Source organism: Micromonospora sp. NBC_01740, assembly GCF_035920365.1.
Taxonomy (GTDB): domain Bacteria; phylum Actinomycetota; class Actinomycetes; order Mycobacteriales; family Micromonosporaceae; genus Micromonospora; species Micromonospora reichwaldensis.
The window spans coordinates 2,908,390-2,922,420 of record NZ_CP109150.1 but is presented as its reverse complement, the minus strand read 5'-3'; the positions used below and the strand labels follow the sequence as shown (position 1 = coordinate 2,922,420).

Below are 14,031 nucleotides of genomic sequence, written 5' to 3'. Positions count from 1 at the left end.
GCAGCGGGCCCGGCTCAGGCCAGGTTCGACGAGCGGGGGTACGCGTCGGCCGGGTCGGTGAGCACGTTGACCAGGTACGGCACGCCGGCGTCGAACGCCCGCCGCAGCGCCGGGCCGAGGTCGCCCGCCTTCGCCACCGTCTCGCCGGCCCCGCCGAGGGCACTCACGACGTGGTCGTAGCGCAGCTCCGGCTGGAGGTCGGCGGCGACGTCGTAGCCGTACATGGCCCGCATCGGGTGCTTCTCCAGCCCCCAGATGCCGTTGTTGCCGACCACGATCACCACCGGCAGCTTCTGCCGGGCGAGGGACTCCACGTCCATCAGCGAGAAGCCGGCCGCGCCGTCGCCCATGAGGACACAGATCTGCCGGTCGGGGTGGCTGACCCGGGCGCCCATCGCGTAGCCCATGCCGGTGCCCAGGCAGCCGTACGGGCCGGGGTCGAGCCACGTGCCGGGCTGCGCGGGCTCCAGGTAGCGGCCGGCGTACGAGACGAAGTCGCCGCCGTCGCCGATGGTGATGGCGTCGCGGGCCAGCACCTTGCGCAGCTCGCCGTAGACCCGGGCGGGCCGGATCGGGTCCGTCTCGGCGGACATCTCCTCGGCGTCGCGGGCCTTCGCGGCGTCCTCGGCGGTACGCAGCTCGGCGATCCAGTCGGCGTGGTCGGCCCGGTCGCCCGGGTGGTCGGCCAGGGCGGTGAGGATCAGCCGGAGGTCGCCGGCGGGGGCGGCGGCCGGCTGCACGTGCGCGGCCCGCTGGCTGGGCGCGTCGACGATGTGCACCACCTGGGCGTCGCCGAAGTCGCCGAAGCTGAGCCGGAAGTCGAGGGGGGTGCCGATCACCACGACCACGTCGGCGCCCCGCAGCGCCACGCGACGGGCCTTGGCGAAGGCGAGCGGGTGCTCCGGCGGCAGCGCGCCCCGACCCATCCCGTTGGTGAAGACCGGCACCTGGAGCGACTCGGCGGCGGCCCGCAGGGCGTCGACCGCGTCCCCGGCATAGACGTCGGAGCCGGCGATGATCACCGGGCGGCTCGCGGCGGCGACCAGGCCGGCCGCCTTCGCCACCTCGTCGGGGTCGGGCTCGACCGGCGCGATGCCCGGCAGCGCGGGCAGCTCGGCGTCGGAGACCGAGAAGACCGCCTCGAGGGGGAAGTCGAGGAAGACCGGGCCCCGGTGCGGGGTGAGCGCGGCGGTCAGCGCCGCGGTCACCGCGCGCGGGATGTCGTCAGGGCTGAACACCGTCTCGGCGTGCTTGGTGACGGGGGCGACCAGCGGCAGGTGGTCCATCTCCTGGAGGCTGCCCGAGCCCCAGCGGAACTGCGGGGCCCGGCCGCCCAGCACCAGCACCGGGGAGGCGTTGAAGTACGCGCTCGTCAGCCCCGAGATGCCGTTGGTGACGCCGGGGCCGGCGGTGAGCACGGCGAGGCCGGGTCGGCGCTGGAGCTTCGCCACCGCCTCGGCGGCGAAGACCGCCGACTGCTCGTGCCGTACGTCGTAGAGGGGGAAGCCGGTCTTGTGCGCGGCGTCGTAGAGCGGAAAGACGTGCCCGCCGGAGAGGGTGAACATCTCCCGCACCCCGTACGCACGCAGCGCCGCGAGTGCGAGCTCCCCGCCGTGACCTTCGATCCGCTCCGTCATCGCCGCTCTTCCCTTCGTCCGCATGGCCGGAGTCACACGCTACTCACCGGTAGGCGGAATGTGAACAGTTCTCGACTCGATGCCTGGGCCGGCGGGTCACCCCGCCGGCCCGGGGCCGGTCAACGACCGGTGAAGTCCGGCTTGCGCTTCGCCACGAACGCCGCCATGCCCTCTCGCCGGTCGTCGGTGGCGAACAGCGCCGCGAAGAGCTGGCTCTCCCAGGCCAGGCCGGAGTTCAGGTCCATGTCCAGACCGGCGTCGACGGCGAGCTTGGCGGCGCGCAGGGCCTGCCCCGGGCCGGTGAGGTACGGGCGGACCAGCTCGACCGCGGTGTCGTAGACCTCGGCCGCCGGCGCGACCCGGTCGGCCAGGCCGATCCGCAGGGCCTCCTGGGCGTCGACCATCCGGCCGGACATGATCAGGTCCTTGGCACGGGCCGGGCCGACCAGGCGGGCCAGCCGCTGGGTGCCGCCCGCGCCGGGGATGATGCCGAGCTTGATCTCCGGCTGCCCGAGCTTGGCGTCCTCGGCCACCACCCGCCAGTCGCATGCCAACGCCAGCTCGCAGCCGCCGCCGAGGGCGTAGCCGGTGATCGCGGCGACGACCGGCTTGGGGATCCGGGAGATCGCGCCGAGCGCGCTGGACAGGCCGGCCGCCCGGTCCGCCATGTCCACGTAGGACATGTCGGCCATCTCCTTGATGTCCGCGCCGGCCGCGAAGACCTTCTCCCCGCCGTACACGATGACGGCACGGACGCCCGGGTCGGTGGTGGCCGCCGCGGCGGCGGCGCGCAACTCCTCCTGCACCTGGGTGTTCAGGGCGTTCATCGGCGGCCGCTCCAGCCGGATGGTGCCGATGCCGTCCTTGGTCTCCAACCGCACGAACTCGCCCACGCTGGCCCTCACTTCCTCGTCGAAGTCGCGTGCCAACCTTACGGCCCGGATCGTTGGGGTAAGTACTGTGGTCTCAGGCCCGCCACCGGGAGTACCGCCATGATCACGTACTACGACGACAGGTCCGTGCAGGTCACCTCGACCGCCGTCCGGGTGGACGGCCGGACCTTCCGGCTGGCCGACATCAGCATGGTCTGGCACCAACGCGGCAGCCGGTCCTGGCGGGTGCTCGTCGGACGCGGCGCGATCGGCGCGGCGCTCGCCGGCCCCCTGGTCGCCGCCGCCCTCGGCATCGCGCTGGCGCTCTGGCTGGACCGCTCCCTCACCGTCACCATCGCCATCGTCGGCACCTCGGTGCTGATCGGGCTCGCGGTCGGCCCGGTCGCCGACTTCCTCTTCGAGCACCTCGACCGCTCGTACGCCCGGGGCAGCCGGCAGCTGGAGATCTGGGCCCGCTGGCGCGGCCAGCCGGTGCGTCTGCTGTGCACCGGCGACGCGCTGCGCTTCGGCCAGATCTACCGGGCGGTGCAGCGGGCCGTCGAGGCGGGCCAGCCCGTGTCGCCCCGCCGCCGCTAGAACCTGATCGGCCCGTCCGGCAGCATGCCCAGGCCGCGCAGCAGTCCGAACAGGTCCTGCTCGCCCCAGAACTGCACGATCCGGCCACCGGCCAGCCGGTACATCTTGCAGGCGCTCTGCACCGCCGTCGCGCCGGTGGCGTCCCGCCGGTAGGTCTGCGCCAGCGACACCACCACGCGGTCGCCAGCCGCGAAGATCTCGACGATCTCCTGATCGAGCACCGTCAGCCCCGGCGAGGTGACAGCCCCCTCGACGTGCTGCCGCCCCCGGACCGGCGTGCCGGAACCGTAGATCAGCACGTCCTCGTCGACCACCGCGCGCAACTCCGCCAGGTCCTTCGTGACGAAGGTCCGCAGGTAGCGGCGGACCACCTCGACGTTGCGCTCCTGCTCCGTCATGACCGGTCACGGTACCGCCCCGGGCCGTCCTTGGCGGCCCGGGCCGCCAGGGACGTCCGGGCCGCCAGGGACGACGCGCTGGCGACGCGGGCCTTGAGGCCCCTCGTCGGGCAAGATGGCCTGCCGCCCGCGCTGTCGAGCTGCCCCGCCCGACGGGGCAGGCGCGCCAGTCGGCCCCCGGCTCGCACGCCCCGGGCGGTCCCATGAACGGGGCAGCTCGACAGCTGCCCGGCCGTGGCCGGCTCCGGGGACCAACTCCGGGGTCGCTCGGACACCCTTGCGGTGACGTTCCAACGCCTTGCCGTTGGCGCCGGTCCGGAGAACGGATCGAGGCGGATCCAGGCGCACCCGTCGCGCGGCAGCGGCGGATGCGCCTCGCGCGTCCTTTCGAGCTGATGACGTGAACGACTCAGCCGGTCCGGCATCGGGACGAGCGCCAGCGACCCAGAGGGCGATGTCATAGACGATTCAGCTCCATAGGGCCGACGCGACACCATCTCCGCCCGACATGACCCCGCCGGGCACCACCTCCGCCCGGCGCGACCCGCCCGACGCCACCTCCGCCGGAGCGGGCGGCGCGAGCGGCGCGACCCGCCCCGCAGTGGTTAGGCTTAGTGATGACCATCTATTACCGGGACGACGCGGTGCAGGTGACGTCGGAGTCGATCCGGGCCGGGGGCCACGCCGTGGCGATCGCCGACGTGACGTACGTCTGGCATGCGCAGGGGCCGAAGACGCTGGCGGTACGGGGGCGGGTGCTGGGGCGCGGCGTCCTGGTCCTGCTCCTCTCGCTGCCTCCCCTGGTCGCGGTGGTCTGCGTGCTCTCGCTGGCCTGGTCGGCGCAGGACCGGGGCGAGTGGCAGCTGGCGCTGATCATTCTTGCCGCGTGCGTGGTCGGCGCGCTGGCCCTCGCCCCCTTCCTGGAGATCCCGCTCGGCTGGCTCGACCGCTCCTACGAGCGGGGCAGCAAGGTGCACGAGCTCTGGGTCCAGCACCACGGCCGGGAGGTGCTGCTGCTGCGCACCCCGGACGCGCTGCGGTTTGGGCAGATCTACCGGGCGGTGCAGCGCGCGGTCGAGCAGTACACCGACTCCTGACCCCGCTCCCGCCGCCCTGTCCGGCGGTGCGGGCGCGGGCGACGCACACTTGGTGCCATGGTGATTCCCCTCCCCCGGCCCGCCGCGGTCGTCGGTCTGACCCGCTCCGCCCTCGACCAGGCCCTCGGCTCGGCGGCCTCGTTCGCCGCCGTGCCGGCCCGCGCGTTCGCCGTGCTGGACTCGGTGGAGGCCCTGCTGAAGCGGGTCGACGGCGTGGTGGACCGCATCGACGGTGTGGTGGACCGGATCGAGCAGACCCTCGACCGCACCGACCGGGTGCTCACCGACGCCGAGGGCGCGGTACGGGAGGTGGCCGTCATCAGCGCCGCCGCGACCACCGCGATCGAGACGGCCACCGAGGTGGCGGCCGCCGCGGCCGTCGTGGTCGGCGAGGCGGAGAAGGTGTCCCGTACGGCCGGCGCGGTGGTCGCCGAGGCCGACGCGGTGGCCGTACGGGCCGCCGGCACCGTGGGCACCGCAGCGGAGGCGGCGGCCACCGCCGCGGAGCTGCTGACGGCGTACGAGCCGGCGCTGCGCCGGGGCGCTCCGATGGCGAACCGCTTCGTCGAGCAGCTCAGCCACGAGGAGGTGAACGCCGCGATCCGGCTCGTCGACGAGCTGCCGAAGCTCAAGCAGCACCTGACCGCGGACATCCTGCCGATTCTGGCCACCCTGGACCGGGTCGGCCCGGACCTGCACGACCTGCTCGACGTCACCCGCGACCTGAAGCTCGCCGTCGCCGGCATCCCCGGGCTGGGCATGCTCCGCCGCCGGGGCGAGAAGCTCACCGACGACGCCGAGGCGTGACCGCCGCGCACCGTCGCGGATCGTCGCGCTGATCCTGTCGGACGGACTCCCCCGGGTGGTGGGTCGACCGGATCAGGCGGGGACGTACAGCTCGTCGATCTCGGCCCGGGTGGGCAGCGCGACGGAGGCGCCGAGTCGGCGGGCGCAGGCCGCCCCGGCCGCCGCCGCCCAGCGCACCGCGTCGACCACGTCCCGGCCCTCGCCCCAGGCCACGGCGAGCGCGGCGGTGAAGGCGTCCCCGGCGGCCGTGGAGTCCACCACGTCGACCTTGACCGCCGGCACGTGCACGGCGGTGCCGTCCCGGTCCCCGTACCAGGCGCCCTCCGCGCCGAGGGTGAGCACCGCCCGGGGCGCCAGGTCGAGCAGAGCCGACGGCTCGTCCCGGCCGCGCCCGGTGAGCGCCTGTGCCTCGGTCTCGTTGACCACCAGCAGGTCGGTCGCCGCCAGCAGCTCCGGCGGCACCGGCACGGCCGGGGCGGCGTTGAGCACCACCCGGGTGCCGGCCGCCCGGGCGACGACGGCCGCCTCGGTCACCGTCGCGACCGGGATCTCCAGCTGCGCGAGCAGCACGTCCGCCCCGCGTACGGCGGTCAGCTCGGGCTCGGTCAGGCCGGTCATCGAGGCGTTGGCCCCCGGGCTGACCAGGATCGCGTTCTCGCCCTCGGCGTTGACCATCACCAGCGCCACGCCCGACGTGCCGTACGTCGTGCGGAGCTGCCCGGTGTCGACCCCGGCGGCGGTGATCCGCGCCCGCAGGGTGACGCCGAACGAGTCGGAGCCGATCGCCCCGAGGAACGCGCAGGAGGCGCCGGCCCGGGCGGCGGCGACGGCCTGGTTGGCGCCCTTGCCGCCGGGCACCATGACGAAGTCGGTGCCGAGCAGGGTCTCCCCCGGTCGGGGCAGGGCGGGGGCGGTGCCCACCAGGTCCATGTTGGCGCTGCCCACCACGACGACCCGGGTCTGCCGCATCGCCACCTCCTCGCCGCCGGGTTGCGCTGCGGCGAAGTCTAGGACCCCGGCCGGTGGCTGTCGTCCGGGCCGGGGCGTCGGTCAGGCGGCGCGGGCGGTGAACCGGTCGCCGGAGCGCTCGACCACCAGCGGCAGCCCGAAGGTCTTGGAGAGGTTGTCCCCGGTCAGCGTGTCGTCGAGGAGCCCCTGCGCCACCACGCCGCCCTCGCGCAGCAGCAGCGCGTGGGTGAAGCCGGGCGGGATCTCCTCCACGTGGTGGGTCACCAGCACCAGCGCCGGGGCGTCCGGGTCGTACGCCAGCTCGGCCAGCCGGGCGACCAGGTCCTCGCGCCCGCCCAGGTCGAGCCCGGCGGCGGGCTCGTCGAGCAGCAGCAGCTCCGGGTCCGTCATCAGCGCGCGGGCGATCTGCACCCGCTTGCGTTCCCCCTCGGAGAGGGTGCCGTAGGCGCGTTCGGCGAGGCCGCCGATGCCGAGCTGACCCAGCAGGGCGCGGGCCCGGGCCTCGTCGCTGCTGTCGTAGCTCTCCCGCCAGCGACCGAGCACCGACCAGGCGGCCGTGACGACGACGTCGCTGACCCGCTCCTCGGCGGGCACCCGCTCGGCGAGGGCGGCGGTGGAGAGCCCGATGCGGGTCCGCAGCTCGTTGACGTCGGTGCGGCCGATCCGCTCGCCGAGCACGTGGGCGGTGCCGGTGGTCGGGTGCAGCCGCCCGGCGGCGAGGTTGAGCAGGGTCGTCTTTCCCGCGCCGTTCGGCCCGAGCACAACCCAGCGCTCGTCCAACTCGACCCGCCAGTCGACGTCGTGCAGCAGTGCCGTGCCAGCCCGGCGTACGCCGACGCCGTCGAGGCTGACCACCAGATCCTCGTCCCCAGTCACCCGACCATCCAACCACGCAACGCGGGGCGCCCCCCACGGGCGGCGCCCCGGCCATAGGGTGGGGCGCCGTGTCGTTGGTCACCACAAGCGGAGGACGGTCCATGCCCGGTCGGAGCAGGGAGCCGCGCGGATGAGCGCGGTCATCGAGATCGAGGGGCTGCGCAAGACCTTCCACAGCGTGCGGCAGGGCCGCCGGGTGGCGGTCGACGGCTTCGACCTGCTGGTGGAGGCCGGCCAGATCCACGGTTTCCTCGGCCCCAACGGGTCGGGCAAGACCACCACGCTGCGCGCCCTGCTCGGGCTGGTACGGGCCGACGCGGGTCGGATGACGGTGCTGGGCGTCCCCTCGCCGGACGGGCTGCCCCTGGTGGCCGGGCGGGTCGGCGCGATCGTGGAGAGCCCGCAGTTCTTCGGCAACTTCACCGGCCACCGCACCCTGCGCCTGCTCGCCCGGGCCGGCGGCGTGCCGGTCGCCCGGGTCGACGAGGTGCTGGAGCAGGTGGGCCTGCGGGACCGGGGCGACGAACGGGTCAAGGGCTACTCGCTGGGCATGAAGCAGCGGCTGGCGGTGGCGTCCGCCCTGCTCAAGGACCCGGAGCTGCTGATCCTGGACGAGCCGGCGAACGGCCTGGACCCGGCCGGCATCCGGGAGATGCGGGACCTGATGCGCTCGCTGGCGGAGGCCGGCGTGACCGTACTGGTCTCCAGCCACATCCTGGCCGAGATCCAGCTGATCTGCGACCACGTGACGATCATCTCGCGGGGCCGGCGGGTGGCCGCCGGGCGCGTCGACGAGGTGCTGGCCGGCTTCGACCGGCACGAGCTGCTGGTGCGGGTGGACGATCCGCAGCGGGCGGTGGAGCTGCTGACGGCGGCCGGGCTGGCGGCGACCGGGCACGACGACCACCTGGTGGTGGCCGACGTGGACGACGCCACCGAGGTCAGCCGCACCCTCGGTGAGGCGGGCCTCTGGGTGCGCGAGCTGACCCCGCTGCGGCCCGACCTGGAGAGCGCCTTCCTCGAACTGACCGGCCCGGCGGCGCACCCGACGCTGCCCCGGCAGGTGGACGACTCGGTGCTGCCCGACGGCGGGCCCTCCGAACCGGTGATCGACCTCGACGAGCGGGGAGTGGACGCGTGAACCTGGTCCGTGCCGAGCTGGAGCGTCTCGGCGCCCGGCGCTTCGTGCAGCTCATGCTCGTCCTGCTGGTGCTCGCGTTCGGCGTCACGGCGGCGACCACCCTGGCGAGCTCCCACCGGCCCACCGCCCAGGAGGTCTTCGACGCCCAGCAGTCCGCCGCCGCGGCGCGCAGCGAACTGGAGCGCACCCACCAGCTCTGCCTGGACCGGCAGCGCGGCGTCGTGCAGGCGGACGACGTGCAGGAGTACGTCCCCGACGACTGCAGCGAGGTCGACCCGGCTCTGGCGGAGCGGGCGCCCGTGGCGTCCGACTACCTCGCCGGGGTGTTCACCTTCGCCGAGGAGGCCAAGCCGCTGCTCTACTTCCTCATCGCCTTCCTCGCGCTCTTCGGCTTCCTGGTCGGCGCCTCCTACATCGGCGCCGACCTGAACTCCGGTGGCGTGGTCAACCTGCTGCTCTGGCGTCCCCGGCGGATGACCGTGCTCGGCACCAAGCTGGGCACGCTGCTCGGCGGGACGGCGCTGCTGTCCGTGCTGGCCTCGGCGGCGTACCTCGGGACGTTCTGGCTGATCGCGCAGGTCGCCGGGCGGCCGGGGCGGCTCGACGGGGAGTTCTGGGGCTCGCTGGGCGCGAACTGGGGGCGCGGCATGCTGCTGGTGCTGCTGCTCACCGTGGTCGGGTTCGCCGTCGCCACCCTGGGCCGGCACACCTCGGCGGCGCTCGGCGCGATCGCCGGCTACCTGGTGGTGTGGGAGCTGGGCGCCCGGCTGGTGATGGAGATCCTGGAGGTCGTCAAGGTGGACCGGTACATGCTCTCCAGCTACGCCGCCGCCCTGCTCAACGGCCGGGTCGAGTTCTGGGACTACCGGGCGTGCGACAACGGGGTCTCCAACTCCTGCAACGGCCTCTACGTGGTGACCTGGCAGCCGGCGCTGGTGTTGCTGCTCGGGCTGACCGGCGCGTTGGTCGCCGCCGCCTTCGTGGCGTTCCGCCGCCGCGACCTGATGTGACGCCCGGCCGCCGTCGACGATGCGGGCGCGAGCGCGGCAGGACCTTGCAGCATCCCGGACCGCGATGAAATATTCCTTCACATGACGCCGGACCGCCGCCGACCTCGCCGACCCTGGTCGGCGGGGTCCGGCGCGCGGTCCGCGCCGGCGGGCGGCCGGCCCCGGTCAGCCGACGGTCGAGCCGAAGACCTCGTCGCGGACGGCGTCCAGCGCGGTACGCAGCGCACCCCGCAGGATCGGCTCCTCGGTCAGTCCGGTCGGCACGACCCGGGGACGGACCAGCGTGATCGCCGCGACCTCGTGCTGCACGCGCTCGGCCAGCGCCGCCCCGCCGGCCTGGCCGACCTCGCCGGCGAGCACCACCAGCGGCGGGTCCAGCACCACGCAGGTGCTCGCCACGCCCAGCGCCAGCCGGCGGGCCACCTCGTCGAGCATGGGACCGCCCGCCGTGCCGTCGGCCACCGCCGCCCGTACCGCCACCGCGCCGCTGTCGTCCGGGTAGCCGTGCGCGCGGGCCAGGTCGCGGACCGCGTCCGCGCCGATCAGCTGCTGGAACGCCGGCTTCGCCCGGCGGGACACGTCACGCGGGATGGGCGCCCCGGGCACCGGCAGGTAGCCGATCTCGCCGGCGGCGCCGCTGCTGCCGTGGTGCAGCCGGCCGCCCAGCACGATCGCCAGGCCGACGCCGGCGCCGACCCAGACCAGCACGAAGTCCGTCAGTCCCTGGGCCGCGCCCGACTGCGCCTCGGCGACGGCGGCCAGGTTCACGTCGTTCTCGAAGACCACCGGGGTGTGCAGGTCGTCCCGGAGCGCGGCCAGCAGACCGGTGTGCCAACGGGGCAGGTTGAAGGCGAACGTGATGTCGCCCGTCCCCGGGTCGACGAGGCCCGGGGTGCCCAGCACGATCCGCCGTACGCTCGACAGCTGCGCCCCGGCGCTGCTCGCGGCCTGGACGACCGCGTTGTGCACCACCCCGACGGGGTCGTCGGTGTCGCGGACCGACTGCTCGACGCGGCCGATCACCGCCCCGGTGATGTCCGCGCAGGCGGCCACCACCCGGTCGGCGCCCACGTCCACCCCGACCACGTGCGCGCTGCCGGGCCGCACGGCGTAGAGCTGGGCGTTGGGCCCCCGCCCGCCGGCCTGCTCGCCGACCCGCGTGACGAGGCCCCGCTCCTCCAGCCGCTCGACGAGCTGGGACGCGGTGACCTTGGACAACCCGGTCAGCTCGCCGAGCCGGGCCCGGGTCAGTGGCCCCCGCTCCAGCAGCAGCTCCAACGCCGCGCGGTCGTTCAGCGCCCGCAACAGGCGGGGGGTGCCGGGCAGCCGGGTCGCACTCATGCCACGTCCTCTAGTTTTGGTAAACCTTGCTAACTGTAAACCGACCTGCGAGCGGGTAGCCGACAGCGTATCGGCCGCCCGGGAGCGGGGTGGTCGGCCGACCCGGTACGTCACCGACCCCCGCCGGTACGACTTCCGTGCCGCGGGGACGAAAGGGGAAGATCACGTGGGGCTGGATCCAGGACTGCGCCGGCTCGCGCTCGGCACGCTGCTCGCCGCGTACCCGGGGCCGGTTCCTCCCGGCTGGGCGGTCGACCTGGTCGCCGAGGGGCTCGCGGGGCACACCCTGTTCGGCACCAACGTCCACGACCCGGGGCAGGTGGCGGCGAGCACCGCCGCCCTGCGGGCCGGCCGCCCGGACGTGCTGATCGCGATCGACGAGGAGGGCGGCGACGTCACCCGGCTGGCGCACGCCACCGGCAGCCCGTACCCGGGCAACGCGGCGCTCGGCGCGATCGACGAGGTGGCGCTGACCCGCCGCGTCTACGAGGCCATCGGCGCGGAGCTGGCCGCCCTCGGCGTCACCGTCAACCTCGCGCCGACCGTGGACGTGAACACCGCCGACGAGAACCCGGTGATCGGCACCCGCTCGTTCGGCGCCGACCCGGCCCGGGTCGCCGCGCACTCCGCCGCCGCCGTCACCGGCCTCCAGGCCGCCGGGGTCGCCGCCTGCGCCAAGCACTTCCCGGGCCACGGCGCGACGGTCGCCGACTCCCACCACGAACTGCCCACCGTGGACGTGCCGCTCGACGTGCTGCGCCGGCGCGACCTGCCGCCGTTCGCCGCTGTCGTCGAGGCCGGCGCGCGGGCCGTCATGACCGCGCACATCCGGGTGCCGGCGCTGACCGGCGACGGCCCCGCCACGTTCAGCCGGGCGGTCCTGGTCGACCTGCTCCGCGGCGAGTACGGCTTCACCGGCACCGTCATCACCGACGCGCTGGAGATGAAGGGCGCCGCGGTGGCCGCCGGCGGGGTCGGCCCGGCCGCCGTCCGGGCCCTGGCCGCCGGTGCCGACCTGCTGTGCATCGGCGCCCAGGTCGACGCCGAGCTGGTCGAGCGGGTGGTCGCGGAGATCGTCGGCGCGCTCGGCGACGGCCGCCTGGACCGCTCGCGGGTGGAGGAGGCGGCCGGCCGCGCCGCCGCGCTCGCCGCCTGGACCCGGACCGCCGGCACGACGCCGGCCGCCCCCGACGGACTCGGGTACGCCGCGGCGCGGCGCGCCGTGCGGGTGGAGGGGGAGCTGACCGGCCTGGACCGCCCGCTGATCGTCCAGTTGCACGCCGCGTCGACCATCGCCGAGGGGCGGGTGCCGTGGGGCCTCGGCCCGCACCTGGACGGCACGGAGGAGCTGCGGGTGGTCGCCACCGAGACCGGGCCGGCCGCCCTGCGCCAGCTCGCCGGGGACCGGCCGATCGTGCTGGTCGGCCGCCATCTGCACCGGCTGCCGGGCGGCGCGGACCTGGTGACCGCGCTGGCCGCCGAGCACCCGGTGACCGTGGTCGAGATGGGCTGGCCCTCCCGGTGGCGTCCGGCCGGCGTACGGGCGTTCGTCACCACGTACGGCGCGAGCCACGCCTGCGGCCGCGCGGCCGCCGAGGTGCTCGGCCTGACCGGCTGACGCGGGCACCGGGGGTACGCGCCGGCAGGTGGCGGTCACTCACGGGCGGGCCCGGCCGCTTCGACCGGGCCCGGCCGGGGTATGCGACAGCATGACCGCCACCGACCCATGGCACCGGGCCCTGGCCGACCTCGTGTCCCGGTCCCACCGGCTGCCCCCGGACGAGCTCGCCGCCACGGTCGACGCCGCGCTCGGGCCGTTGGGCGTGACGGCGACCGTGTACCTGGTCGACGCCGAGCAGCACGGCCTGCGCCCGCTGCCCGGGACGAGGCGGGCGGCGCCGGAGGTGCTGCCGATCGACACCAGCCTCGCGGGGCGGGCCTTCACCCAGGTCGAGGTGCACGCGGGGCAGGGGCCACCGCCCCGGCTGTGGGTCCCGATCGTCAACGGCACCGACCGGCTGGGACTGCTGGAGGTGTTTCCGCCGGCCGACGCCGACCTCGCCGACGGGGCGCTACGGGACGGCTGCCGGCTCGTCTCCGGGCTCGTCGGCCACCTGGTCACCAGCAAGAGGGACTACGGGGACGCCCTGCACCGGGTGCGGCGCAGCCGGCCGATGGGGGTCTCCGCCGAGCTGCTCTGGAACCTGCTCCCGCCGCTGACCTTCGCCACCTCGGAGGCGGTGGTCAGCGCCCTGCTCGAGCCCTGCTACGAGGTCGGTGGGGACGCCTTCGACTACGCGGTGCACGGCGGAACCCTGACGCTGGCGATCCTCGACGGGGTCGGGCACGGCCTGCCGGCGGTGCTCACCACCTCGGTGGCGCTGGCGGCGCTGCGGGCGGCCCGGCGTACCGGCTCCGACCTGCCCGGCCTGGTCCGGGCGGTGGACGCCGCGATCGCCGGCCAGTGGGACGACGCGCGGTTCGTCACCGCCGTGCTCGCCGAGTTCGACACCGGCTCCGGAACGCTGCGGTACGTCAACGCGGGACACCCGCCGCCGGTGCTGCTGCGCCGGGGACGGGCCGTGCAGGGGCTGACCGGGGGCCGCCGGCTCCCGCTCGGCCTGCCCGACGGCCGCGTCGAGGTGGCGCGGACCCGGTTGGAGCCCGGTGACCGGCTGCTGCTGTACACGGACGGAGTCACCGAGGCGCGCGACGCGGCGGGCGAGATGTTCGGGCTCTCCCGCCTGGCGGATCTCGCCGAGCGGCACATCGGTTCCGGTCGCCCGGCGGCGGAGACGCTGCGCCGCCTCAGTCACGCGGTGACGGAACACCAGGGCGGGACGCACCAGGACGACGCGACCCTGCTACTGGTCGAGTGGTCCGCCGCCGCGGCGGCGAACTCGGAGCCCTGAGTCAGTCCAGCCCGCGCCATCCCCGCGCGACGGATTCGTCGGCGTCGGAGTCGACGAGCCCGAGCAGGGTGCCGACCCCGGTGATCCGAAGGACCCGCGCCACGCCCGGCTGCGGGCCGGTCACCCGCATCGTCACGTCGCGCTCGCGGCCCACGGAGACGCCGTGCACCAGGACGCGTACGCCGCTGGAGTCCAGGAACCGCAGGTCGGCCAGGTCGACTACGACCTCCCGGACGCCGGGTCGGCGCAGCGCCTCGGTGAGCGTCGCCTCGAACTCGCCGGCGGTGGCCATGTCGATCTCACCGGCCGGGCGTAGGACCACCTGGCCCGGCTCCGCGTTCCGCTCACCCCGGTCCATGGCCGCCTCACCGTCG

At 75.0% G+C, this 14,031-nt stretch carries 14 protein-coding genes; 7 read left to right on the top strand and 7 right to left on the bottom strand.

Annotation, left to right across the window (positions count from 1 at the left end):
* Window positions 1-14: 14 nt before the first annotated feature.
* Together OG989_RS13780 and OG989_RS13775 are read right to left on the bottom strand one after the other, a co-directional pair.
* Window positions 15-1,637, bottom strand: coding sequence for an acetolactate synthase (locus OG989_RS13780; RefSeq protein WP_327030709.1), 1,623 nt, complete (start codon window positions 1,635-1,637; stop codon window positions 15-17).
* 119 nt (window positions 1,638-1,756) lie between these two features.
* The gene (locus tag OG989_RS13775; RefSeq protein WP_327030708.1) at window positions 1,757-2,530 is read right to left on the bottom strand and encodes an enoyl-CoA hydratase/isomerase family protein; all 774 of its coding nucleotides are present in this window, start codon (window positions 2,528-2,530) and stop codon (window positions 1,757-1,759) included.
* Between the two features lie 99 nt (window positions 2,531-2,629).
* Here OG989_RS13775 and OG989_RS13770 point away from each other — a divergent pair, with 99 nt between their 5' ends.
* Entirely contained in the window at window positions 2,630-3,106 is a 477-nt protein-coding gene (locus tag OG989_RS13770; RefSeq protein ID WP_151455623.1) for a DUF6232 family protein, read from the top strand.
* On the opposite strand, the gene OG989_RS13765 is transcribed toward OG989_RS13770, so the two are convergent.
* The gene (locus OG989_RS13765; RefSeq protein ID WP_225852309.1) at window positions 3,103-3,504 is read right to left on the bottom strand and encodes a nuclear transport factor 2 family protein; all 402 of its coding nucleotides are present in this window, start codon (window positions 3,502-3,504) and stop codon (window positions 3,103-3,105) included. The two genes, OG989_RS13770 and OG989_RS13765, sit on opposite strands and share 4 nt — an antisense overlap.
* Before the next feature lie 617 nt (window positions 3,505-4,121).
* Here OG989_RS13765 and OG989_RS13760 point away from each other — a divergent pair.
* Together OG989_RS13760 and OG989_RS13755 are read left to right on the top strand one after the other, a co-directional pair.
* The gene (locus tag OG989_RS13760) at window positions 4,122-4,601 is read left to right on the top strand and encodes a DUF6232 family protein (RefSeq protein WP_132240829.1); all 480 of its coding nucleotides are present in this window, start codon (window positions 4,122-4,124) and stop codon (window positions 4,599-4,601) included.
* A gap of 57 nt (window positions 4,602-4,658) precedes the next feature.
* Window positions 4,659-5,408 carry a hypothetical protein gene (locus tag OG989_RS13755; protein ID WP_132240830.1) on the top strand — a complete coding sequence of 250 codons (750 nt, stop codon included), beginning with the start codon at window positions 4,659-4,661 and terminating at the stop codon, window positions 5,406-5,408.
* 72 nt (window positions 5,409-5,480) lie between these two features.
* Here OG989_RS13755 and OG989_RS13750 read toward each other — a convergent pair whose 3' ends face one another.
* Together OG989_RS13750 and OG989_RS13745 are read right to left on the bottom strand one after the other, a co-directional pair.
* Entirely contained in the window at window positions 5,481-6,377 is an 897-nt protein-coding gene (locus tag OG989_RS13750) for a ribokinase (protein WP_327030707.1), read from the bottom strand.
* 81 nt (window positions 6,378-6,458) lie between these two features.
* Window positions 6,459-7,253, bottom strand: a complete 795-nt coding sequence (locus OG989_RS13745) for an ABC transporter ATP-binding protein (RefSeq protein WP_327030706.1) — start codon at window positions 7,251-7,253, stop codon at window positions 6,459-6,461.
* A 130-nt stretch (window positions 7,254-7,383) separates the two neighbouring features.
* Here OG989_RS13745 and OG989_RS13740 point away from each other — a divergent pair, with 130 nt between their 5' ends.
* Window positions 7,384-8,394, top strand: a complete 1,011-nt coding sequence (locus OG989_RS13740) for an ABC transporter ATP-binding protein (protein WP_327030705.1) — start codon at window positions 7,384-7,386, stop codon at window positions 8,392-8,394.
* Complete coding sequence (locus OG989_RS13735) at window positions 8,391-9,404, top strand: ABC transporter permease subunit (protein WP_151455627.1); 1,014 nt, start codon at window positions 8,391-8,393, stop codon at window positions 9,402-9,404. Before OG989_RS13740 ends, OG989_RS13735 begins: the two co-directional genes overlap by 4 nt.
* Before the next feature lie 165 nt (window positions 9,405-9,569).
* On the opposite strand, the gene OG989_RS13730 is transcribed toward OG989_RS13735, so the two are convergent.
* On the bottom strand, window positions 9,570-10,745 hold the full coding sequence (locus OG989_RS13730) for an ROK family transcriptional regulator (protein WP_151455628.1): 1,176 nt from the start codon (window positions 10,743-10,745) through the stop codon (window positions 9,570-9,572).
* 166 nt (window positions 10,746-10,911) lie between these two features.
* Here OG989_RS13730 and OG989_RS13725 point away from each other — a divergent pair, with 166 nt between their 5' ends.
* Together OG989_RS13725 and OG989_RS13720 are read left to right on the top strand one after the other, a co-directional pair.
* Window positions 10,912-12,363, top strand: a complete 1,452-nt coding sequence (locus OG989_RS13725) for a glycoside hydrolase family 3 protein (RefSeq protein ID WP_151455629.1) — start codon at window positions 10,912-10,914, stop codon at window positions 12,361-12,363.
* A 91-nt stretch (window positions 12,364-12,454) separates the two neighbouring features.
* Window positions 12,455-13,657 carry a PP2C family protein-serine/threonine phosphatase gene (locus OG989_RS13720; RefSeq protein ID WP_327030704.1) on the top strand — a complete coding sequence of 401 codons (1,203 nt, stop codon included), beginning with the start codon at window positions 12,455-12,457 and terminating at the stop codon, window positions 13,655-13,657.
* A gap of 1 nt (window position 13,658) precedes the next feature.
* Here OG989_RS13720 and OG989_RS13715 read toward each other — a convergent pair whose 3' ends face one another.
* Window positions 13,659-14,015, bottom strand: coding sequence for an STAS domain-containing protein (locus tag OG989_RS13715; protein WP_327030703.1), 357 nt, complete (start codon window positions 14,013-14,015; stop codon window positions 13,659-13,661).
* Window positions 14,016-14,031 lie beyond the last annotated feature (16 nt).

Excerpts from the sequence above, each read along its gene's own strand:
- OG989_RS13740 (WP_327030705.1), top strand. The coding sequence starts at position 7,384 with ATGAGCGCGGTCATCGAGATCGAGGGGCTGCGCAAGACCTTCCACAGC.
- OG989_RS13715 (WP_327030703.1), bottom strand. The coding sequence starts at position 14,015 with ATGGACCGGGGTGAGCGGAACGCGGAGCCGGGCCAGGTGGTCCTACGC.
- OG989_RS13770 (WP_151455623.1), top strand. The coding sequence starts at position 2,630 with ATGATCACGTACTACGACGACAGGTCCGTGCAGGTCACCTCGACCGCC.
- OG989_RS13760 (WP_132240829.1), top strand. The coding sequence starts at position 4,122 with ATGACCATCTATTACCGGGACGACGCGGTGCAGGTGACGTCGGAGTCG.
- OG989_RS13765 (WP_225852309.1), bottom strand. The coding sequence starts at position 3,504 with ATGACGGAGCAGGAGCGCAACGTCGAGGTGGTCCGCCGCTACCTGCGG.
- OG989_RS13780 (WP_327030709.1), bottom strand. The coding sequence starts at position 1,637 with ATGACGGAGCGGATCGAAGGTCACGGCGGGGAGCTCGCACTCGCGGCG.
- OG989_RS13730 (WP_151455628.1), bottom strand. The coding sequence starts at position 10,745 with ATGAGTGCGACCCGGCTGCCCGGCACCCCCCGCCTGTTGCGGGCGCTG.
- OG989_RS13720 (WP_327030704.1), top strand. The coding sequence starts at position 12,455 with ATGACCGCCACCGACCCATGGCACCGGGCCCTGGCCGACCTCGTGTCC.
- OG989_RS13755 (WP_132240830.1), top strand. The coding sequence starts at position 4,659 with ATGGTGATTCCCCTCCCCCGGCCCGCCGCGGTCGTCGGTCTGACCCGC.
- OG989_RS13750 (WP_327030707.1), bottom strand. The coding sequence starts at position 6,377 with ATGCGGCAGACCCGGGTCGTCGTGGTGGGCAGCGCCAACATGGACCTG.